The following is a 20,364-nucleotide window of genomic DNA, read 5'->3' on the forward strand; positions in this document are numbered from 1 at the left end:
CCTCTTATGATCAGTGGAGAGCGGCGACAATCGCCGTCGTGATTGTTTCGGTTCTGTCTTTGCCCGGCACGGTACCAATGCCACGGGAGGTCGTTGTTTCGAGCGCGTCCATGACCCTGCGTGCTGCCTCTTTTTCTCCGATATGGTCCAACATCATCGCGCCGGACCAGACGGCGGCGATCGGGTTGGCGATGCCAAGATGGGCGATGTCGGGTGCGGAGCCGTGCACCGGCTCGAACATCGAAGGGGAGTTCCTGTCTGGGTTGATGTTGGCGGAGGCGGCAAAGCCCAATCCACCCTGAATGGCCGCGCCGAGATCGGTGAGGATGTCGCCGAAGAGGTTCGATGCGACGACCACATCAAGGGTTTCGGGCGCCATGACCATGCGCGCCGCCATGGCGTCGATGTGATAGCTCGTCACCTCCACGTCCGAATATTCAGCGGCGAGCTCTCGTGTAACCTCATCCCAGAACACCATCGAGTATTTCTGGGCGTTCGACTTCGTGACTGAAGCGAGCTTGCCGTGGCGTTGGCGGGCCTGTTCGAAGCCGAAGCGCAGAATCCGTTCGACGCCGGCGCGGGTGAAGACAGAGGTCTCGACAGCTACTTCATCTGCCGTTCCCTGGTGCACGCGGCCGCCGGCGCCGGAATATTCCCCCTCAGTGTTCTCACGAATGCAGAGGATGTCGAAGTTTTCGGCCCTCAGGGGTCCTTGGACGCCAGGCAGGAGCCGGTGCGGGCGGATATTGGCATACTGCACAAAGGCCTTGCGGATCGGCAGAAGGAGACCGTGCAGCGAAACGGAATCCGGCACCGCCGCGGGCCAGCCCACAGCGCCGAGTAGGATCGCATCGAAGCGACGAAGCGTTTCGATGCCGTCTGCCGGCATCATCGTTCCGATCTCCTTGTGGAAGGCGCAGGACCAGGGGAACGGCGTACCGGCAAGCGTAAAGCCGGAATGCCTGGCGATGGTCGAGAGGACCTGCCAGGCGGCGTCTGTCACGTCCCGGCCGATACCATCGCCCGGGATCAGTGCGATCGAATAGGATTTCATTGAGACTCCCTACAGGCTGATGAGCACGCTCTTGCTCTTGCGGTTGGCGTGGTAGGCCTCGCGGCCAAGATCCTTGCCGATGCCGGAGCGCTTGTAGCCGCCGGTCGGCAGGATGTGGTCGCGCGAGCGGCTGTAACGGTTGACCCAAATGGTGCCGGCCTGGAGCCGTCGCGTCACCCGCACGGCGCGTGACAGGTCACGGGTGAAAATGCCGGCGGCAAGGCCGTAGGTCGGATGATCAGCGAGCGCCAGCGCCTCTTCCTCCTCGGCGAAGGTTTGCAACGTCAGGACGGGCCCGAAGATTTCATCGACCACGGCCGGCGAGTTCTGGTGGACACCGACGATCAGCGTCGGTTCGTAGAAATAGCCGGCGAAGTCCATTGGCTTGCCCCCGGTGACGCATTCGGCGCCACTATCGACGGTCGACAGGACTATGTCGTGGATGCGGTTCAACTGGCGCTTCGAGATGATCGGTGAATATTGCGTCGTCTCATCCCAGGTCGGACCCGGCTTCGCAGCTTTCATCCGTGTGACGATCGCCTCGGCGAGCGGGGCGGCGACGCTTTCCTCGACTATCAAACGGGAACCCGCGACGCAGGCCTGGCCGGCATTGGAAAGCATGCTCTGAGCGATCGCCGCGGCCGCCTTGTCGAGATCGGCATCGGCAAAGACGAGTTGCGGGCTTTTACCTCCGAGCTCGAGCGTCATCGGCTTGATGCCGGTACGGGCGATATTGGCCATGATTGCAGCGCCGGCGCCGGTCGAGCCGGTGAAACTCACCTTTGCGATGTCCGGATGACCGGTGATCGCATTGCCGGTCACCGGCCCGTCGCCGAGAACTATGTTAATTAAGCCTGCCGGCAGGCCGGCGCGAATGGCGAGTTCGGCAAGGTAGACGGTCGAAAATGGCGTCAATTCCGAGGGTTTCAGCACCACCGCATTGCCGGCGGCAAGCGCCGGCCCAAGTTTCCAGGCAGCCATGGAAACGGGAAAGTTCCACGGCGTGATGGCGCCGACGACGCCGTAGGGTTCCGTCATCGTCATGCCCAGGTGGCTGTCGTCGGTCGGTACGACATCGCTTCCCTCTTTATCGGCGAACTCTGCGAAAAAGCGGATCTGCTCGGCGCTGATGGCAATGTCCCCGGCGACGAGATGGCCAACAGGGCGGGTCGAGGAAAGCGCTTCGAGCTTTGCAAGCGTTTCCGCTTCGCTTTCGATCAGGTCCGCCCAGCGCTGCAGCGCCACGGTACGCTCGCGCGGCCTGACGCCGCTCCAGTTGCTTGCCTTCAGCGCGTCCTTGGCGGTCTCGACGGCGCGGTCAACGAGTGCTTCGTCTGCGAGCGGGCAGCCCGCATAGGCCCTGCCGTCTGAGGGGCGATGCATCTCGATGACGCCTTCGGCCGGCACCAGCCGGTCCCCGATGAAGTGCCCGATAGGTAGGGGGAGGGTATCGGGATCAAAGCTGAGCGTCATCGCACGTCCTCGGTTAAGCTGACCTGAGGCTACCGGAGGAAGGCGAGCAGCATGCATCGACTGGAGACGTAGGGACGGCGTAAAATTACGTTTTCAGCGGTGCGGCAGTCAAATGTTCGGCGGCCGTGTGGGCGCCAGTTCGTGCGGCGTATCGACAAAGGCGCGCCTCAGGCAATCCGTGAATGCTTCCAGGAAACGTGACTGCGGCCGCGCCTCGTTCACCGAAAGCGATACGGGCGTTGGCACCGCCGGCCTGAAAGGGCGCGCCACGATGCTCTCGACCGGGTTCCACAAGACGAGACCGTCGATAAGCGCGATGCCCAGCCCTTGCCGCACCAAAGGCAGGGCATTGACCGATGAGGCAATCTGAATCGATATGTCGCGCAGTTCGCCTTGCGAAGCAAAGGCTTCGTCGAGCGCCGCGCCGAACTCGGCATGGGAGCCATAGGAAATGAGGGATCGACCCGAAAGTGTCGAAGGAGTTAAGACTTCCTCCGCCGCCAGCGGATCGCTCTCATGCATGACAGCAACGATCTTGGCGGCAAAGAGCGTTTCCACACGCACCGTCGGAGCGAGGATCGGCGATAGCGTGACCCCCACGTCTATGTCGCCCAGCGACAGCGCCTCGGCGATTCCCCGCTTCGGGAGCGTGTGCAGATGGATCTTCACCTCTGGCTGCTCGCTGCGGAAGGCTGCGAGCGCCACCGGCAGAACTGAATGGGCGATCGGCAGGCTCGCGCCGATGCGCAAGAGGCCTATCCGGTTGGCGCCGACATCGCGGGCAAGAGTGGAGAGCGCCTCCAATTGCCGGAAGACGCGATCGGCATCGCCGTAAAGGATATGCGCCTCCGTCGTCGGCACGAGCCGGCCGCCGATGCGCTCGAAGAGTTGATAGCCGAGTTGATCCTCAAGATAGGCGAGCAGCTTGCTGACTGCCGGCTGCGAAATGCCGAGCGAATTCGCGGCGGCGGTGATTGTACCGTCGCGCATGATCGCCCGGAAGACTTCGAGCTGGCGGATGTTCATGGCGCGGCGGCTCCGACGGGTTCCTCGTTCATTTCAAAGCGTAGCGGATTCGCATCTCGTCAAACAGCGCACGCATCTCTTCAGCCACGGGTCGCTGGTCGCCCACGCGCCGCTCAACCGCCTCGAAGAGGCGATGCTTCAGGAAATAGCGCCAGCCAATCGGCTGCGAGGCGAGAAAATCGCTCAGGAGATCATACCGCTCCCGGTTCCACTTGGCCTCGAAGGCGAGGCGTTCGGCGCCATGGGTGATACTCTCTCGCATTTCGGCGTTTGGGGACGCCCGGGCCGTGGCCGTCGCTTCTTCGTCGATCGTTCCATCACGAATAACGACGCCATAGTCCCTTTCGGCGCTTTCGAGGCCGACGACCCCCTGGCGGACGTCCCGAAGCACCTCTTCCGCGAGCCGTTTCCTCGGATCGCCATAGCCGCCCGCGCCAGGTCCGACAACGCGGATGACGTCGCCGGGGCCACAATGAACGACGTCCGTGTTTCCGAGCGAAACTTCGTCGGGTCGCCCCGGGTTGCGGATGAAGCGCGAAACGCCGCCGGCGTGGCCACCCTTGACGCCCCAGCCGGGCATGATCGACCGGTTGCGGTTGCGCGCAGTGACGACAGTTTCCGGCGAGGAGATCTCGAATTCCATCACTGCCGAAAGGCCGCCGCGATAGCGGCCGGGGGCGCCAGTTTCCGGCTCCAGTCCATAGCGCAAGAAGCGGATCGGCACCTCCGCTTCGCTGATTTCGATCGGCGTGTTGCGCAGGAACCCGGTGGCCCCGCCGGCTCCGTCGCTGCCGTCACAGAACGGCGTGCCACCACCACCGCCTCCGACGGGGCCGATCGAGGCCATAATTGGGCGACCGTTGCGGCTGGTCGTCTTGATGTTCATGATGGCGTTGCCACCGGGGGAGGCTGCAGGCATCAGGTCCGGCAGCGCTTGCACGAAGGCGCCAACCGTGACGATCTGGGTCATCGCACAGGTTAGCGAGCGCATGCCGACGGCAGCCGGCCGGGTGCAATTGACGACCGACCCCTCCGGCAGAATGGCCCGCGCGGGCCTCAAAGTGCCGGCATTTAGCAAAACGCTGCTGTCGAGCGTGAAGAGCACATAGGTGAGCCCGACCATCACCAGCGGATGGCGTTCGCGTCCTCCAGTCGGCATGTTGAGCGAGGAACCGAGTTGCGGGTCGGATCCGGTATAGTCGAGCACGACCTCATCGCCGCGCACCTTCAGTGTCAGCGCGATACGGCAGGGCCGGCCTCCGACGGAGTCCTCGTCGGCATAGTCGGCAAAGAAATAGTCCCCGTCCGGCACGCGCGAGAGGACGTTGCGGGCCTGCGCCTCGGCATAGTCGAGGATCTGCGCCACGCCCTCGAGGAAGGTCTGATAGCCGAAGCGGCCAATGATCTCCAGGACCTTGCGCTCGCCCACGTTGACGGACGCGATCTGAGCGTTCAAGTCACCAAGATTCTGCTCCGGCATCCGCACATTAGCGCGGATCATGTCGAGCACGAAGCGGTTCATCTCCCCGCTCGACACGAGTTTGGTCGGGGGGATGCGCAGCCCCTCCTGCTCGATCTCGCTCAGGCTGCGCGACAGAGAGGCGGGCACGGCGCCGCCGACATCCGTATTGTGGATGTGTCCGACGACGAAGCAGGCGATTTCTCCGTTGAAGAAAACCGGCTTCCAAATGTGAATGTCCGGGGAATGGGTGGCGACAAAGCCTGAATAGGGATCATTGGTGATCCCGATGTCGCCTTCCTCATAAGTCTCGAACGCTTCAAGCAGCGGCACATAGTCGATGCCGCAATACCAGGGTGCACCGAAGTGGCGTGGATTGGCGAAGGCAAGCCCCTCACGGGTGACGATCTGGCAGGAGAAATCTTCTGTCTCCTTGACGAAGGCGGAATGCGCGGTGCGCATCAGCGTGAAGGCCATCGCGTCGGCAGCAGCCGAGCAGAAATTGGCGAGCACCTTCAGATTGCGGCGGCCGATAGCCATGGTCAAAGCTCCGTTTTGGTGATCACAAGGTTGCCAAAGCGATCTACGAGGACTTCGAAGGCTGGCGGCACGACCGTTGTGGTGTCGTCCTGGACAACGATCGCCGGACCGCGGAAGCGGTGGCCCGAGGCAAGGTCGGTCCGATGGTAGACACCGGTCAACCAACTGCGCCCCGAGAACCACGCCTCGACTTCAAGGCGTGGCTCCGCGGGAGCAATGGCCGAGGCAATCGGATGGAGCGGCGGCTTTGGCGTGGCACCGGAAATGACGAGCCGCAGGCCGACCATCTGGACGTCCGCCTTTTCGTCGGCATGGCCATACAACCGCTCGTGCTCGCGATGGAAGGCGCGCCGCACCGATGTCGCGTTCCCCTCGCGCAACCACGCAGATTCGAGCGGCGTTTCTATCTCGAAGGACTGACCGAGGTAGCGCATCTCGGCCGAAAGGCGAATCCAGCCGCGCCCACTATGGCTCTGGGCCTCCAGCCAGCTGCGCGCCTCGTCTTCCAGCGCTTCCAAGGTGGGGCACAGGCCGGTTAGCGCCTCCGCGGTCACCTCGCAATAGGTGGTGCGGATAAAATCGTTCTTGAGGTCGGCCACCAGGCCGCCAAAAGCCGAGACGACGCCAGGCCTCGGCGGCACAACGACGCCGCGCATGTCGAGTTCCTGGGCGAGGAAGCAGGCGAGCATCGCGCCGGCGCCGCCGAAGGCGAAGAGGTGAAACTCACGCGGATCGATGGCGAAGCGCGAGACCAATGCACTCACTTCCGCATACATTTCTGAGACCGAGATATCGATGATGTTTCCGGCAAGCACCTCGACGCTGGTGCCCAGCCTGTCGGCAAGCGGAGCAAGCGCCGCCCTGGAGGCCGCCTGATCGACATTAACGGAGCCATAGCCGAGCGGCATATGGCCGATAAGGTTGGAGGCGGCCATTGCGTCGGTGGTTGTCGGCCTCGTACCGCCGCGCCGGTAACAGACGGGGCCGGGCGTGGAGCCCACGCTTTCAGGTCCGACATGTAGCACCCCAAGCGGATCGATCCAGGCGACCGACCCGCCGCCTTGGCCGACGGAGCTCACCGATACCGAGGGCACATGGATCTGGAATTCGCCGATCATCTCACCCGTGCCGTATTGTGCCTCGCCATCGATGATCACGGCGACGTCGGCGCTGGTACCGCCAATATCGAGGCTCAGGATTCGGTGGAAGCCGCTCACCTTGGCCAGATAGCCGGCACCAATCACGCCGGAGGCGGTGCCGGACAGGATCATTTGCGCGCATTCCGCCCGCGCTTGATCGATGCCCATGACGCCGCCATTGGATTTGGTGATCAGAAGCGGACAAACGACACCGCGCGCCCGCAGAACGCTCTCAAAGCGATCGAGATAGTTGGCGACACGAGGCTGGACAAAGCCGCTGATCACAGCCGTGATTGTGCGCTCATATTCACGGATGATGGGCCATGTGGAGGCAGAGGACACCACGGGCGTACCTGGCGCGAGCCGCTCGATCATCGCCTTGACGGCGTATTCATTGACCGGATTGCGGTATGAGTGGAGGAAGGCGAGCACGATACCTTTGCAGCCCGCTTCGAGCGCCATCTGAACCGCACGGGCTACGTCCTCTTCATCCGGGGCCTTGAGAACCTCGCCGGTCGCGAGCACGCGCTCGTCTATACCGAAGACGCGGTCGCGGCTGACTAACGGCTTGGGACGCGTCGAATATAGATTGTGGATCTGCGGGATCTTGAGACGTGCGACCTGAAGCACGTCCTCGAAATTCCTGGTGGTGAAGAGGGCGATCTCCGGGCCGTTACGCTGGACGACGGTGTTTACCCCGACCGTAGTTCCATGGGTGAAATAAGAGATTTCCTCCGCCTCGATGCCGTTGAGTCGGGAGAGAATGTCGAGCGCAGAGAGGATCTCTTCGCCAGGCGCATCCGGCCGCGAGAAGACCTTCAGTGTCGTGAGATTTTCGGCGTTCGTGTCGAAGACGGCAAAATCCGTGAAGGATCCGCCGACATCAACGCCAACTCGGTAGGCCATGGCGCATCTCCCTGTCGTGGTGGAGCAAGAATGTCTGATGGCACCGGTGCAGGCCACGAAGAAGATGATGGAAGTCCATAACCGTCGGTTATGGCTCCCGCCGTTGCGTCTCGTCCTTTGAAACGGTCATGTAATATTCGGGGTGGGGCGCCGGACGGTAACCGGCCTTTTCATAAACGGCGTGGGCATCGCGGGTGGCCAACATCCAGCTGGTCACGGCAGCAAGTTCGGGATGGTTGCGAATCTCGCGGGCAAGCCAACAGGCAAGCCCTTTTCCACGGTGGGCCGGCAAGGTGAAGACGTCGCGCAGGTATGCGAAGACGGCGTAGTCGGTCACGACTCGGCCGAAGGCGGCGAGTGTGCCGTCTTCGGCATAAATGCCTATGGGGAGGGAATTTTCCAGCGCGCGGTTGAGTTGCTCAGACGTCATGCCGCGCGCCCAATAGGACTCCTCCGTCAGGAACTTATGGACGGCGGCAGGATCGAGCCGAGCGCGATCAGTGCTCAGGAGATAGCCTCCGTATGACGCCTCGAAGACGATCGGGTCGCACGGCATGGACGTTACATCACCGTCACGTAGATCTTGCGGACCGTTTCGATCGTCTTCCAGACGCCAACGAAGCCCGGCTTCATCACGAAACTGTCCCCGGCTTTGTAAACAACCGGCTCGCCACCCTCTGGTGTGAGCTCGACCACACCCGAAAGGAGATGGCAGAACTCAAAGCTTTCACCCTTGATCGAGCGCGTCTCGCCGGGCGTCGCCTCCCAGACACCGGTATGGATCATCTCCCCGCGCGCGATGTCCTGGGCCCAGGTCTTGAACGAGGGATCGCCGGAGATCAGACGTTCGGGAAGAGGCCCCGACTCGCGAGGCGCGAAGGAGGGATTGGTGTCAATGGTCTTCAAGAGTTGCATGGTTTTCCTTTCCGGGATCGAGAAGTTAATAGCCAAGGCCGCGATCGACCAGCCCGATTGGATCGAGTCCGGCGCGATGACGCCTTATGTTTTCGATGACGGCATCGGCGGCGGTTTCCGGCTGAGTGACGCTTGCGATGTGCGGCGTCAGCACGATTTTAGGATGGCGCCAGAACGGATGACCCGGCGGCAGCGGCTCGGGCTCGGTGACGTCAATCACTGCGCCCGAGAGATGGCCGCTGTCGAGCGCCTGAAGTAGCGCCTCATGGTCGAGCTGCGGCCCGCGGCCGACATGGACCAGCGCCGCACCGGCTGGAAGCTTTGCGAAAAGTTCGGCGTTGAGGAGGCGGCGTGTCTCCTCGGTCAAGGGCAGGAGGCAGACCAGAATGTCGGTGGAGCCAAGCAGGGCATCCAACCCTTCTTGGCCGTTCAGGCATCGGACACCGTCGATCTCATGGGTGCGGCGGCTCCAGCCGGAGAGCTGGAAACCGAAGGGTTTCAGGCGTTCCAGGACGGCGATGCCGAGCATGCCGAGTCCAAGTACGCCGACGCGGCGGTCAACCGCCTGAACCTGTGCAATGGCATGCCAGATCTCGCGCCGCTGCTGGTTAAGATAAGCGGGCAGGCTGCGGTGCATCGCGAGCACGGCAAGCGTCGCATATTCCTGCATCATTCGGACGATACCGTCCTCCACCATCCGCACCACCTTCACATGGGGCGGCAGCGTGTCGATGCGGAACTGGTCGACGCCTGCACCAATGGAGAAAAGGAGTTCGAGATTGCGATAGCGGGAAAGGTCTTCAGGGATCGTCCAGGTGATCAGGTAGCGCACATCGTCCGGTTCGACGGTGGCCGGATCAATCGAGAAAGAAATATCGGGAAGTTCGCGGGCGAAGGCCTCCGCGAAGATCGCGCCGCGCTTCGGATCGGAGTTGAAGAGGAAGGTCATGGCGAATCTCCTCCGGTCAGCCGCTGCAGCGGGCGCCGAGTGTCTCGATCATGGCTTGGCAGGCGACGAGTTCGTCAATGTGGATGAACTCGTCCGGCTTGTGGGCGCGGGCGATGTCGCCGGGACCGCAGATGATTGCGTCGATACCCGCCCGCTGGAAGAGACCCGCCTCGGTGCCGTAACTGACGGCGGGGAGGGGTTCGGTGCCGGTGAGTTCTTCGAGCAGTGCCGCTAGCGGCGCGTCGGCGGGAAGCGAGAGCGCCGGATAGGTGCTGAGTTCCCTCCATTCGACGGCGAACCCATGCTCCGTCAGCCTCTCTGCGGCCTCTCGCACGGGCGCCAGCAGGTCGGCCGGATCGACGCCGGAAATGGCACGCGCCTCAAATTCCGCCTCGCAACACTCCGGAATGATGTTGACCGCCTGGCCACCCTTGACCGTGCCAATTTGCAGGGAAGAGTAGGATGGTTCAAAGACGTCTTCGGATGGGCCACGGGTCAACCGGTCGGCTTCCGCAACAGCAGAGGCAAGCACGTGTGCCATGGCATGGATGGCGTTCAGCCCTTGGTCCGGACGTGATGAATGGCCGGAGCGACCCTTAATCGCGAGCCTTGCTGCCGCCTTGCCCTTGTGTGCCCGGATCGCGCGCATGCCGCTTGGTTCGCCGATGATCGCGCCGAGAGGCTTTTGGCAGAGCTCCGGCAGGCGGGCGATCATATGGGGCACCCCGCGGCAGCCCGCCTCCTCGTCATAAGAGAAAGCCAGGTGGATCGGCCGGCGAAGCGGCACCTTCGCAAGCCCGGGCGCGGCGGCAAGGACGACGGCAAGAAATCCTTTCATGTCCGTCGACCCGCGTCCATAGAGTCGGTCTGACTGGTGGCGAAGCCGGAAGGGATCGCTAGTCCAGCCGCTCTCGGCCGCCGGAACGACATCCATGTGACCTGAAAGGAGATAGCCCGGCACCTCTTTCGGGCCGATCGTGGCGAAGAGATTAGATCGATCGCCCTCCGGACCGGGAAGAACAGTGACGGCGACGCCGTGGCCTTGCAGAAAGCCGCGGATCCAAGTGACCAACTCACCGTTCGGGCTGCCGACGACGGTGGGGAAAGCTACCAGTTTTTCGAGAATTTCCACTGCCTGCATTGTCGTCCTCACAGCATTCCCGGCTTGCCGAGGTGGGTGCCGTCGATCATGCGTTCGTAGCGATAGGGGTTCGGATCCACGCATGGCTGGTCGCCCCGGATCAGGTCGGCGGCAAGTCGCCCGGCGGCAGGGCCGATGCCGAAGCCGTGGCCACTGAAGCCGGAAGCGATGAAGAGCCCAGGCCGCGCCTTTACCGGGGCGATGACAGGAATCGCGTCGGGCGTCGAATCCACCATGCCGCCCCAGGCCTGCGCGACTTTGAGGCCGGCGAGTTGCGGATAGTTCTCTCGCAACCTTTCGAGCCCTGTCTGAACCAGGTGCCTGTCCGGTGCCGGGTCGAGGACGCGGATGCGCTCGAAGGGGGAGATTCCGTCGGCCCGCCAGCGGCAAGACGCTTCTGGACCTTCGAAGAACTGGCGTCCGATCGCGAAGCTCAGACCCTTACGGCGCGTCCGGAAGGTCGGCCAGAAGGCTTTCGCCTGCATGAGGCCCCAAGGCGTGATCTGCAATTGTGCCTGACCGCTCAGGCCGACCGTATAACCACCGTCAAGCCGCCGCCGCAACGCGACGTTCTGCATCGACAGGCCACCTTCGGTCACGGCTGTAGCCGGTTCTGTATAAAAGGATGTCGACTTCACGGAGGCTTGCAGGAAAGGGAAGCCTTGGTGGCGAAGCAGCATTCCGCTCCAGGCCCCTCCTGCGACGAGTACTGCGGAGCAGCGGATCGGACCCTGTTCCGTTACCACTTCCGAGATTCGCCCGGCCGAGGTTTCAAACGTCCGCACGGCGCAATTCTGCACGATCGTGGCGCCGGCGCGTTGTGCCGCACGAGCAAGCGCCGGCACCGCAAGCGCCGGCTCAGCACGCCCGTCTGTCGGAGAATGTACGCCACCGAGCCATTTGCGGCTGTTGCCCGGCAGATGGGCCTCCATCTCAGAGCCGGTCAGCATCCGCGTGTCGACGCCCAATGCGCGGGCGATGCTGCCCCACTTCTCCCAGGCGGCGATGTCGGCCGGATTGCTAGAGGCGTAGAAAAGCCCCGTGCGGCGGAAGCCAGTCTCTTCGCCTGTCTCTTCGTTGAGCTCCGCCCAGATGCGGATTGCCAGCTGGGCGAGGGGGAGTTCGCGTAGATCGCGGTTCTGTTGTCGGCACCAGCCCCAATTTCGGCTCGACTGCTCGCCAGCGACCACCCCCTTTTCGATCACGGCCACGGATGTACCACGGCGCGCAAGCTCATAGGCGGCAGCGATCCCGGCCATCCCGCCGCCGATGACAACGACATCGGCTTGATGAGGAATCTTCGGCGAAGTTGCAATGGGGCTGACCGGAGGCGACATCTTCGGGTTCTCAGGGCGGCTGGAAGGGGGACCGGCTCGCTTCTTGCCGCATACTTTAGAGGCCTGCTCAGGCTTTACCTGCCGAAAGCACGTCTGATTTGGAGAATTGTTGTGCGTGCTGCGCCTTCTCAAGCGAATTGTGCCGGGCGCGCCGTCTTAATCTAAAGAAGAAACACTTTCGCAGCTGCGCGGTTGGACGACTGCACGGGCGCGAGGAAGAGACGAAAAACGAGAGCAGATTGGGAGACAAGGAGTGGGCGCACCAATAGCCGGATCCAAAGTGATCGACAGTTTCGAAATGCGCATAGCCCCGATCGAAAGCGCCGATCTCGAGCAATTGCATGCGCTGTCGGTCTCCGTTGGGTGGCCGCTTCGGTCGGAGGATTTGCAGTTCCTGCGCGAGGTCGGCCGCGGCTACGTGGCGCTTGATGAAATCGGTAGGATGACAGGTTCGGCCATGTGGTTTCCCCATGGTGACGATTTCGCGACTATAGGCGTGGTGATCACCTCACCGAGACTGCAGACGAACGGCGCTGGCCGCTGGCTGATGGAGCACGTCCTTGCGGATTGCAAAGGGCGTGATCTCAGGCTGAATGCGACGAGGGCCGCCCGCCGGCTTTATGACTCGCTCGGTTTTGAGCCCGTGCGAACCATCTATCAGTGTCAGGGCATCGCCCGTCCGCTCGATCTGACTAGCCCGCCGCAGGCGTCTGAGATTCGCCGACTGCAGGACAGGGACCTAGCCGCCGTCACGGCGTTGGATGCACGCGCCTTTGGCGTAGCGAGGACGGCGCTTGTCGGCAAGCTCTTCACACACTCTAGGGGCTACGGGCTGTTTCGCTTCGGCCAGTTATGCGCTTTCGCGCTCTGCCGGCCCTTCGGCAGGGGCTATGTCGTGGGCCCAGTCGCCGCGGACACAGATGCGGACGCTATCGCGGTCGTCTTACCGCACATCGTCGCTCACGCGGATCACTTCCTCAGACTCGACACACCCGTCGAAGCGGGCCCGTTCGCCACACTTCTTGCTCAATCCGGTTTGGCTGTCTTCGACACCGTCGTTGCTATGTCCCGGTCGCACAAGAATGGGCCGGAGCCCCTACCGGGACCAGGCCTCTATGGACTCGCAAGCCACGCGCTCGGTTAAACCTCTGCCGACTTGGGACATGCCCGACGCGTTGCCAGCTCAGGAGCGACAGGCGCGACACGCGGAGCAGCTTCCAGGGTCGGCCGATGCCAGATCAGTTGCTCAACTGGTGATCGAGCAGTACCGCGAACCCGACGAGGTGATGGAGACACAGCGCAGCAGACGCCGTCGGAGCGCACGAAGTCGCGTTGAAAGCGTCGGCTCCGCGAAGGTCACTCTTGCCAGGCGCTGACAGACGCTGGAACAGCGGCAATCGCGGCGCGACCAGCCAGTAGCGGCGGCGCCCAAGAAGCGAGAAGTTCAGCTCTTCTCCTCGCTTGCTTCCGGGTGGGTTCCATCCGAAACGGAGCCTGGGTGAGGATCGCTGACGACGCTGTTGTCTTCGCTGTCCGTGCTTTCACCGGGCACTCTAGGCGGCGGGCGCCGCTTGCTTGTCTTCGCTTCCGGTTTGGTCCGTTTCAAAGGCACCTCCTCTGGCATTAACCTCGCTCCGCTGCAACTGTTCAAATAATCTTCGGCTCGGAACGTTCCGGCGAGAGGCGCCGGTGTGTCCACGTAGCTGCAACGGCGAGGAATGCCCTTGCGTGTATGGTTTCCCGCATGGGCACTGGCGCAGCGGTGAGCTTTCTCGGCGTCGCTTTGCGCCACGGCCAGCCATCGGCGCCCTTCTTCTTCGACGGACAGGTCAGCGACCAGTGCGGCCGCGATGATGTCGAGCGATGTTCTCAAAAGACCGCAAGATGCATCAACAGGAATTCGCGTCTGTATCTGCTGGCAATCAGGCGCAAGGCGGGGCGGTTCGTCCTCGGGCCGGCCCTGAGGGAGCGCTCTGGCTTGCGACACATCTGCGCGCGACCATGGACCACCGGTTCACATCTGTTCAAGACCTTCAGCATTGAAAAGGCTCTGGATCGATTCCTTTGAACGCAGTGAACCCTTCCGCTGAGTTTACGATGTGGAGAAAGCTTCCCCATCGGCATGGTGGCATGCTGTCAGCAGGCCTAGAGCGGGCGTCCTCTTCATCAACGTCGGTTCCTGTTCGGCGCAAATCGACGTCGCCTTCCAGCAGCGCGTTCGGAAGCGGCATCCGCTGGGAGGATTGACGGGGCTCGGAAGGTCGCCCTGCAGCACGATACGGTTGCGCTTCCCGCGAAGCCTCGGATCCGGGGTCGGTACCGCGGAGAGCAAGGCCTGCGTGTAAGGGTGGGCCGGCGCGCTGAAAATTGAATGCTTGGGCCCGGTCTCAATGATCTTGCCGAGATACATGACCATGACCCGATCGGAGATATGGCGCACCACGGCGAGATCATGCGCGACGAAGAGCATCGCCAGATTGCGTTCCCGTCTCAGCCTGCCCAGCAAGTTGACGACCTGCGCCTGGACGGACACGTCGAGGGCGGAAACCGGCTCGTCGCAAACGAGGAGCGCCGGATTGAGCGCAAGAGCGCGTGCAATTCCAAGGCGCTGCCGCTGGCCGCCTGAAAATTCGGAAGGGTAGCGGTCCGCATGTTCGGCACGCAGACCCACGGATTCCAGCAGCTTGGCCGTCTCTTCCCGCCAGCGGGCCTTCGGCACGACACCCGGGTGCAGCGCCCAGGGTTCCGAGATGAGCCGGTCGACCCGCATGCGGGGATTGAGCGACTGGTAGGGGTCCTGGAACACGACCTGCATTCTGCGGCGCAACTCGTGCAACTGCCGACCGCTGCTCGAGGTGATGTCAACGCCGTCGAGCAGGGCACTGCCGCCGGTTGCCGGTCCGAGCTTCAGCAGTGTGCGCACCAGCGACGTCTTGCCGCAACCGCTTTCGCCGACGAGGCCGAGCGTCTCGCCCTGGGCGATCTCGAAGCTGACATCATCGACGGCGCGCACCGGAGTCGACGTGCCGCCGAAGTGCCGGGAGAGGTTTTGGACTTTAAGAAGAGGTTCGGTCATGCTGGCGATACCGGAAAGTGACATGCGACCTGGCGGCCCGGTCCCACGGTTTCAAGGTGAGGAACATCCTCGGCACAGAGTTTCTCTGCGCGCAGACAGCGCGTTCTGAAGGCACAGCCGGAGGGGAGGGCGATAGGGTTTGGAGCGGAGCCGGGGATCGGCATGAGTTCGTCCTCGTCCGTATCCATGCGCGGCTGCGAGGCAAGCAGTCCGACGCTGTAGGGATGCCTGGCGTCCTCGAAGAGCTCGAAGACGCTTGCAGTTTCGACGATACGCCCGGCATACATGACCGCAACGCGGTCCGCGAGTTCGGCCACGACCCCCAGGTCGTGGGTGATGAAGATCATGCCGGCATCGCTGCGTTTGCGAACGGCCTCCAGAAGATCGACCACTTGCGCCTGGATCGTCACGTCGAGTGCCGTCGTCGGCTCGTCCGCGATGATGACGTCCGGTTCAAGCGCCACTGCCATGGCGATCATGATGCGCTGGCGCATGCCGCCGGAAAACTCGTGCGGATATTGCCGCGCCCGGCGCTCAGCGTCAGGAATGCCGATTGCTGTGAGGAGGTCAATGACCGCTTTTTCGACACCGCCCTCCGGGGTGCGGCCATGGATACGGAACATTTCGGCGATTTGCCAGCCGACGGGATAAACCGGATTGAGCGCCGCAAGCGCATCCTGGAAGATCAGGGCGATGCGGTCGCCGCAAAGATCACGCCGCTCCTTCCGCGAAAGCTGCAGCAGCTCGGTCCCATCGAAACGGATCGATCCCTGATCGATCGCGCCCGGAGGATTGGGAACGAGATCCATGATGGCCGACGCCGTAACCGATTTTCCCGAGCCGCTTTCGCCGAGAAGCGCCAGGACTTCGCCGCGATTGAGCGAAAAGGAGACCCCATTGAGGGCGAGGATGCGCCCGGCCGCCGTGTCGAAACTGACCCTCAGGTCCTCGACTTCGAGAAGTGCCATCAGCGCCTCCGGCTCACAAGCCGCCAGTGCTGCGACGGGTCGTTGACGATCCGGAACCAGTTGGCGAGGAAATTGAATGACATGGTGGTAAACATAACCGCGAGACCAGGGAAAAAGCCGAGCCACCAGGCGGACGACAGGTAGCCCTGGCCCTGGGCCACCATCAGCCCCCAGCTGACCGCAGGCGGCTGGATGCCGAGGCCGAGATAGCTCAGGCCGGATTCAAACAGCATGACCATGGCTAAATTGACGGAACCGAGCGTCAGCATCGTGGGTGCGACGCTTGGCAGGATATGATTGCGCAGAATCCACGCCGGTCCGCCGCCGAAGACACGCGCGGCATCGACGAAAAGCCTTTCCCGGACCTCCAACGTTTCTGCACGTGCTACACGGATATAAGCCGGCATGCGGGTGACGGCGAGCACGATCACCAGATTGCTGACGCTCGGGCCGAACAGATAGAGGCCGAAGAGGGCCACCAAAAGCGTCGGGAAGCCAAGAACGATGTCGCAGATCCGCATGATAACGTTGCCTACGATGCCGCCGAAATATGCTGCGATGACGCCAAGCAGCGTCCCGCCAACCAGGCTCGTCGACACGGTTACGAGGGCGATCCCGATCGTCGTCGATGCCGCCTGGATAAGGCGGACAAGGAGAGGGCGCCCGAGGGCGTCTGCCCCAAGCCACAATGTCCAGGACTGGCCGAAGTCGAAGGGCGGCAGATTGCGTGCTTTGAGGGAGATGCGGTTGTCGCCCAGAAGCGACAGGCTATCGGCGAGAATGGCAAGGACGACGATCAGTAGCCAGATCGTTCCCGCGATCGCCATCGGATCACCCGCGAGCGCGCGCATGAGCCACAGGATGCGGCGGCTGCGGCGCTCTCGGGCGGGGAGGAGTTCGGCGGACGCGTCGGTCATTCGATCCTCACGCGCGGATCGATCGAGGCATAAAGCATGTCGACCAGGATGTTGATGAAGAAGATGACGACGGCGACTGCGAAAATCGATGCCTGGACGATAGCGAAGTCGCGTTTGAGGATGCCGTCAATTAGGAGCTTGCCGATGCCGGGAAATCCGAAGACCACTTCGACAACACCACCGCCGCCGGCGAACTGGGCGGCAAGGTCGCCGGTGACGGTGACCGCGGGCAGGAGAGCGTTGCGGAGCGCATGCACGAAAGTAACCCGCCCGTCGCGAGCACCCTTGGCCCGTGCAGTCCGGACGAACGTTGCGTTCAGCGCCTCGATCATCGAGCCGCGGACGATCTGCACCAGCGTTCCGAAAGGCCTTGCAAAAAGACAGGCGGTCGGCAGGACCCAGTAGATCGGTCCGCCGAAGCCGGAGGTCGGCAGGATACGGAAGGTCACCGCGAACAAAAGGACGCCCATCAGGCCGAGCCAGAAATCCGGCACGCTGGCGGCTGCCTGCGACAGCACGTTGATGCTGCGATCGATCCAGCCCCCGGCATTCACGGCCGCGATGGATCCGATGACGATGGCGGCGACGAAAGCCAGGGTCAATGCGATGGCGCCGAGCGCCAGCGTGTTGGGCAAAGCTTCCAGTACCACCTCCATGGCCGGTCGATTATGCCAGAGCGACATCCCGAAGTTGAGGCTGATCATGTCTCCGGCCCAATCGAGGAACTGTGCCGGCAGCGAGCCATCAAGGCCGAGACGGACGCGCATGGCTTCGCGCGCCGCATCCGAGGCATCGACCGGCAGGTAGAGATCGACAGGATCGCCCGTCAGCCGCACCAGGAAGAAAGCGGATGTCATCAGCGCTGCAAGCGCAAGTACCGCAAAGCCTGCACGTTTCAGGAAATATTTGAAGGACATCCGCTCTCCTCAGTCGGCAGCCAGCTCGTCAGGCCGACTGTCAGCGATAGCTGACCGACTTCAGCTTGATTTCGTTGCCGGCTTGTACATCTGGAATGTAGTTCACGTCTTTGGCGACGCGGGCAATTGCCACCATGTGAAAGAGCGGCGCGATGTTGACTGCATCGATTGCGATGTATCTGAACGCTTCCTGGAACAGTTTCTTGCGCTCGTTGCCGGTCGCCTTCGAGGCGTCGGCGATTATTTTGTCGAGCTTGGCGTCTGCGATGGTCGACTGGTTGCCGTCGCTGGTGAAGCGGTTCGGCAGCGTGAACACCGCGTCGCCTTCGGTATTGTCGATTTGCGTCTGCAGGATCGACGGCTGGCGCTCCTTCTCCCACGGCTTCAGCAGCCGCTTCAGCCACGGGCTCGTCTCGAGCATTTCGAGTCTTGCGTTGAAGCCGGCATCTGCCAGCATCGCCTGAACGGCTTCCAGGCTTTCCGACGAGTTGGGGTAGATGCCGATACGGCCGTAGATGACGATTTCCTTATCAACCGGCACGCCATCGGCCTGGGCGGCGGCGAGCAGGGACTTCGCTTTTTCGGGATCGTATGTCCAGATGGGGATGTCAGGGTTGAAGCCGAATACCGACGGCGGCACGACCTGCATCGCTTTCTGGGCGTCCTCATGAAAGATGGTGCCGATAAGCCCGTCACGGTCGATCGCCAGGTTCAGGGCTTCGCGCACGCGCTTGTCGTTGAGGGGCGGGACCTGCGCGTCGATCCTCAGAAGCGAGGTCTCGGCGTTCGGAAAGGCGTGATCCTGTTTGGTCGTGCCGTCCTGAGGCGCTATTTCATAAGCGATCTGCGCTTCACCGGTGTCGACCATTGCGGCGCGGACGGCGGACTCGGCGCGCCAGATGATCGTCGCGTGCTTGATCGGCGGCTCGTCGCCCCAATAGCCCTCATAGGCCGCGAGAGTAACCGACTGGCCCGGCGTCCACGCCTTAAGCTTGTAAGGGCCCGTTCCAGCCGGAGAGCGCGTCTTGCTGTCGCTCGGTGTCGCGGGCGAGCCGATGTCCAGCGCGGACATCTTGTTCGGCAGGATCGGCTCGACGACGTCCGTCTTGATGAGGAGGGTGGTCGGGTCCACCGCCTCTGCGGTAAGTTTGACGCCCTTCAGCGTGGCAAGTCCAACTTCGCAGGCAAGTGGCGGGTCCTGTGCCCGCTTGAGGGCCGCAACAACGGCCGGGGCATCGAACGCCTTGCCGTCGTGGAACGTCACCCCTTCGCGCAGCTTAAACTCCCAGGTAAGGCTGTCCACTTGCCGCCAGCTGGTGGCGAGGCTCGGAACCACCGACCCGTCCTTGGGGCTCAGGTTGACGAGGGCCTCAGTGATATTGTTGTGCATCACGCGGGAATTGCCCGAAAGGTCGGTATCGCACGGGTCGAGCGACTTAGGCTCATCCGTGACAACGACCGTCAGCTTGTCCGACGCCGCATGTGCCGGTATTGCGGCGCCTAATAGCAACGCCACTCCTACGCTCAACGCGTTGGTCCTTTTCATGAAAGCCCTCCTCCTGTTCCGACGAGCGGCACCTCGCCCGCCACGATGCCGTCAGTTCAAAGCCATCGGCGCGCACGCCACTCCAGCGCGTTCAAATGACTTTACTTCCTCCTGTAAGCGCGTAGTGTCCAAATCTGACACTTCGGCTCGGAGCATGCGCGACCGGGCCGGCCAAGTCAAGACGATTAATTCACATTTGGAATTTGTGGTTCATGTCTGAACTGAAGCATGGCTCGCCCGTTGTTGAAAAGACCGCGCACCTGCTCCAGGCGGTCGCCGATGCCAAAACGGGCATTTCCCTGGGCGCATTGGTGGATCAGCTCGGAGTGCCTCGTTCGACGGTCTATCGGATCCTCAATTCGCTGACCGCACATGGGCTTGTGGCCCGGGTGAAAGGCGGAGCCTCCTACGAACTGGGGCCTAAATTTGTGGAGCTTGCGCGCCGTATTTCGCCTGGCGCGGATAGGGTAACGCTGGTCGAAGCCGCAAGGCCAATCCTGACGGCTGCGGCCGACCGGATTTATGAATCTTTTCGGCTGGCTGCTCCCGAAGGCGATGAAATGATGACGCTCTTTGCAGCCTCCAGCCCGGGCGACTACGCACTTTTCATAAAAGTCGGAGGACGTTCTAGAAAGCATGTCGGAGCGGCCGGCAAACTCGCTCTTGCTTATTCCGACTATAGCGAGGTCGAACTCTACTGCGCAGGCGGGCTCGAAGCCAGGACTCCCTATACCATCACTGATCCCGAGGCGCTGAAGGAGGCGCTCGTCGACATTCGCCGCAATGGCATTGCTGAGGACAACCAGGAATCCAACCTGGGTCTGCGGGCTTTTGCGGCTCCCGTGTTCGATTCCGGCGGCCATCTGGTGGCAACGATAAGCGTGCCGTTTATCGGAGAGGCCACGCCGGACCGGGCACGCTCGATCAAGCGTGAGGTCGTAGAAGGAGCCGCGGCGTTGACAAAGGCTATCAATGGGGTTCACCCGTTGTCCAAATAAGAC

At 62.5% G+C, this 20,364-nt stretch carries 18 protein-coding genes; 3 read left to right on the plus strand and 15 right to left on the minus strand.

Features of this window, described 5'->3' with window-relative positions; genetic code table 11:
* Window positions 1-10: 10 nt before the first annotated feature.
* From M1D34_RS27540 to M1D34_RS27585, 10 genes are all read right to left on the minus strand, one after another.
* A complete protein-coding gene (locus M1D34_RS27540) occupies window positions 11-1,054 on the minus strand; it encodes a tartrate dehydrogenase (protein ID WP_498785849.1) in 1,044 nt (347 codons plus the stop codon).
* Between the two features lie 9 nt (window positions 1,055-1,063).
* Entirely contained in the window at window positions 1,064-2,527 is a 1,464-nt protein-coding gene (locus tag M1D34_RS27545; RefSeq protein WP_498785851.1) for an aldehyde dehydrogenase family protein, read from the minus strand.
* 108 nt (window positions 2,528-2,635) lie between these two features.
* Complete coding sequence (locus M1D34_RS27550; RefSeq protein ID WP_498785853.1) at window positions 2,636-3,553, minus strand: LysR family transcriptional regulator; 918 nt, start codon at window positions 3,551-3,553, stop codon at window positions 2,636-2,638.
* Between the two features lie 28 nt (window positions 3,554-3,581).
* Window positions 3,582-5,552: a hydantoinase B/oxoprolinase family protein gene (locus M1D34_RS27555; protein ID WP_498785855.1), complete on the minus strand. Its 1,971-nt coding sequence runs from the start codon at window positions 5,550-5,552 to the stop codon at window positions 3,582-3,584.
* Between the two features lie 2 nt (window positions 5,553-5,554).
* On the minus strand, window positions 5,555-7,597 hold the full coding sequence (locus tag M1D34_RS27560) for a hydantoinase/oxoprolinase family protein (RefSeq protein WP_498785857.1): 2,043 nt from the start codon (window positions 7,595-7,597) through the stop codon (window positions 5,555-5,557).
* 88 nt (window positions 7,598-7,685) lie between these two features.
* A complete protein-coding gene (locus tag M1D34_RS27565) occupies window positions 7,686-8,153 on the minus strand; it encodes a GNAT family N-acetyltransferase (protein WP_498785859.1) in 468 nt (155 codons plus the stop codon).
* 5 nt (window positions 8,154-8,158) lie between these two features.
* Window positions 8,159-8,512 carry a cupin domain-containing protein gene (locus M1D34_RS27570; RefSeq protein ID WP_498785861.1) on the minus strand — a complete coding sequence of 118 codons (354 nt, stop codon included), beginning with the start codon at window positions 8,510-8,512 and terminating at the stop codon, window positions 8,159-8,161.
* A 25-nt stretch (window positions 8,513-8,537) separates the two neighbouring features.
* Window positions 8,538-9,461 carry a 2-hydroxyacid dehydrogenase gene (locus M1D34_RS27575; RefSeq protein ID WP_498785863.1) on the minus strand — a complete coding sequence of 308 codons (924 nt, stop codon included), beginning with the start codon at window positions 9,459-9,461 and terminating at the stop codon, window positions 8,538-8,540.
* Between the two features lie 16 nt (window positions 9,462-9,477).
* Window positions 9,478-10,602 (minus strand): acetylornithine deacetylase, encoded by a 1,125-nt coding sequence (gene argE, locus M1D34_RS27580; RefSeq protein WP_498785865.1) that lies wholly within the window; start codon window positions 10,600-10,602, stop codon window positions 9,478-9,480.
* An 8-nt stretch (window positions 10,603-10,610) separates the two neighbouring features.
* Window positions 10,611-11,939 (minus strand): NAD(P)/FAD-dependent oxidoreductase, encoded by a 1,329-nt coding sequence (locus tag M1D34_RS27585; RefSeq protein ID WP_498785867.1) that lies wholly within the window; start codon window positions 11,937-11,939, stop codon window positions 10,611-10,613.
* Window positions 11,940-12,192: 253 nt separating this feature from the next.
* On the opposite strand from M1D34_RS27585, the gene M1D34_RS27590 reads away from it, so the two are divergent.
* Window positions 12,193-13,083 carry a GNAT family N-acetyltransferase gene (locus M1D34_RS27590; RefSeq protein WP_498785869.1) on the plus strand — a complete coding sequence of 297 codons (891 nt, stop codon included), beginning with the start codon at window positions 12,193-12,195 and terminating at the stop codon, window positions 13,081-13,083.
* Window positions 13,084-13,701: 618 nt separating this feature from the next.
* Window positions 13,702-14,007 (plus strand): hypothetical protein, encoded by a 306-nt coding sequence (locus tag M1D34_RS27595; protein WP_498785871.1) that lies wholly within the window; start codon window positions 13,702-13,704, stop codon window positions 14,005-14,007.
* A 24-nt stretch (window positions 14,008-14,031) separates the two neighbouring features.
* Here M1D34_RS27595 and M1D34_RS27600 read toward each other — a convergent pair whose 3' ends face one another.
* Genes M1D34_RS27600 through M1D34_RS27620 form a run of 5 tightly spaced genes read right to left on the minus strand, consistent with a single transcriptional unit; the run spans window position 14,032 to window position 19,363 of the window.
* The gene (locus tag M1D34_RS27600; protein ID WP_498785873.1) at window positions 14,032-15,015 is read right to left on the minus strand and encodes an ABC transporter ATP-binding protein; all 984 of its coding nucleotides are present in this window, start codon (window positions 15,013-15,015) and stop codon (window positions 14,032-14,034) included.
* Complete coding sequence (locus M1D34_RS27605; RefSeq protein WP_498785875.1) at window positions 15,012-15,983, minus strand: ABC transporter ATP-binding protein; 972 nt, start codon at window positions 15,981-15,983, stop codon at window positions 15,012-15,014. The genes M1D34_RS27600 and M1D34_RS27605 overlap by 4 nt, the downstream gene beginning before the upstream one ends.
* The gene (locus M1D34_RS27610) at window positions 15,983-16,900 is read right to left on the minus strand and encodes an ABC transporter permease (RefSeq protein WP_498785877.1); all 918 of its coding nucleotides are present in this window, start codon (window positions 16,898-16,900) and stop codon (window positions 15,983-15,985) included. The genes M1D34_RS27605 and M1D34_RS27610 overlap by 1 nt, the downstream gene beginning before the upstream one ends.
* Window positions 16,897-17,817, minus strand: coding sequence for an ABC transporter permease (locus M1D34_RS27615; protein WP_498785879.1), 921 nt, complete (start codon window positions 17,815-17,817; stop codon window positions 16,897-16,899). The genes M1D34_RS27610 and M1D34_RS27615 overlap by 4 nt, the downstream gene beginning before the upstream one ends.
* 40 nt (window positions 17,818-17,857) lie before the next feature.
* The gene (locus M1D34_RS27620; protein ID WP_498785881.1) at window positions 17,858-19,363 is read right to left on the minus strand and encodes an ABC transporter substrate-binding protein; all 1,506 of its coding nucleotides are present in this window, start codon (window positions 19,361-19,363) and stop codon (window positions 17,858-17,860) included.
* Window positions 19,364-19,575: 212 nt separating this feature from the next.
* On the opposite strand from M1D34_RS27620, the gene M1D34_RS27625 reads away from it, so the two are divergent.
* A complete protein-coding gene (locus M1D34_RS27625) occupies window positions 19,576-20,361 on the plus strand; it encodes an IclR family transcriptional regulator (RefSeq protein ID WP_498785883.1) in 786 nt (261 codons plus the stop codon).
* Window positions 20,362-20,364: the final 3 nt, after the last annotated feature.

The organism is Ensifer sp. D2-11, assembly GCF_054161295.1.

What these genes read in the sequence shown, in the direction of transcription:
- M1D34_RS27585 (WP_498785867.1), bottom strand. Translation starts at nt 11,939, where the DNA reads ATGTCGCCTCCGGTCAGCCCCATTGCAACTTCGCCGAAGATTCCTCAT.
- M1D34_RS27605 (WP_498785875.1), bottom strand. Translation starts at nt 15,983, where the DNA reads ATGGCACTTCTCGAAGTCGAGGACCTGAGGGTCAGTTTCGACACGGCG.
- M1D34_RS27560 (WP_498785857.1), bottom strand. Translation starts at nt 7,597, where the DNA reads ATGGCCTACCGAGTTGGCGTTGATGTCGGCGGATCCTTCACGGATTTT.
- M1D34_RS27610 (WP_498785877.1), bottom strand. Translation starts at nt 16,900, where the DNA reads ATGACCGACGCGTCCGCCGAACTCCTCCCCGCCCGAGAGCGCCGCAGC.
- M1D34_RS27550 (WP_498785853.1), bottom strand. Translation starts at nt 3,553, where the DNA reads ATGAACATCCGCCAGCTCGAAGTCTTCCGGGCGATCATGCGCGACGGT.
- argE (WP_498785865.1), bottom strand. Translation starts at nt 10,602, where the DNA reads ATGCAGGCAGTGGAAATTCTCGAAAAACTGGTAGCTTTCCCCACCGTC.
- M1D34_RS27620 (WP_498785881.1), bottom strand. Translation starts at nt 19,363, where the DNA reads ATGAAAAGGACCAACGCGTTGAGCGTAGGAGTGGCGTTGCTATTAGGC.
- M1D34_RS27540 (WP_498785849.1), bottom strand. Translation starts at nt 1,054, where the DNA reads ATGAAATCCTATTCGATCGCACTGATCCCGGGCGATGGTATCGGCCGG.
- M1D34_RS27555 (WP_498785855.1), bottom strand. Translation starts at nt 5,552, where the DNA reads ATGGCTATCGGCCGCCGCAATCTGAAGGTGCTCGCCAATTTCTGCTCG.
- M1D34_RS27625 (WP_498785883.1), top strand. Translation starts at nt 19,576, where the DNA reads ATGTCTGAACTGAAGCATGGCTCGCCCGTTGTTGAAAAGACCGCGCAC.
- M1D34_RS27575 (WP_498785863.1), bottom strand. Translation starts at nt 9,461, where the DNA reads ATGACCTTCCTCTTCAACTCCGATCCGAAGCGCGGCGCGATCTTCGCG.
- M1D34_RS27545 (WP_498785851.1), bottom strand. Translation starts at nt 2,527, where the DNA reads ATGACGCTCAGCTTTGATCCCGATACCCTCCCCCTACCTATCGGGCAC.
- M1D34_RS27565 (WP_498785859.1), bottom strand. Translation starts at nt 8,153, where the DNA reads ATGCCGTGCGACCCGATCGTCTTCGAGGCGTCATACGGAGGCTATCTC.
- M1D34_RS27615 (WP_498785879.1), bottom strand. Translation starts at nt 17,817, where the DNA reads ATGTCCTTCAAATATTTCCTGAAACGTGCAGGCTTTGCGGTACTTGCG.
- M1D34_RS27570 (WP_498785861.1), bottom strand. Translation starts at nt 8,512, where the DNA reads ATGCAACTCTTGAAGACCATTGACACCAATCCCTCCTTCGCGCCTCGC.
- M1D34_RS27600 (WP_498785873.1), bottom strand. Translation starts at nt 15,015, where the DNA reads ATGACCGAACCTCTTCTTAAAGTCCAAAACCTCTCCCGGCACTTCGGC.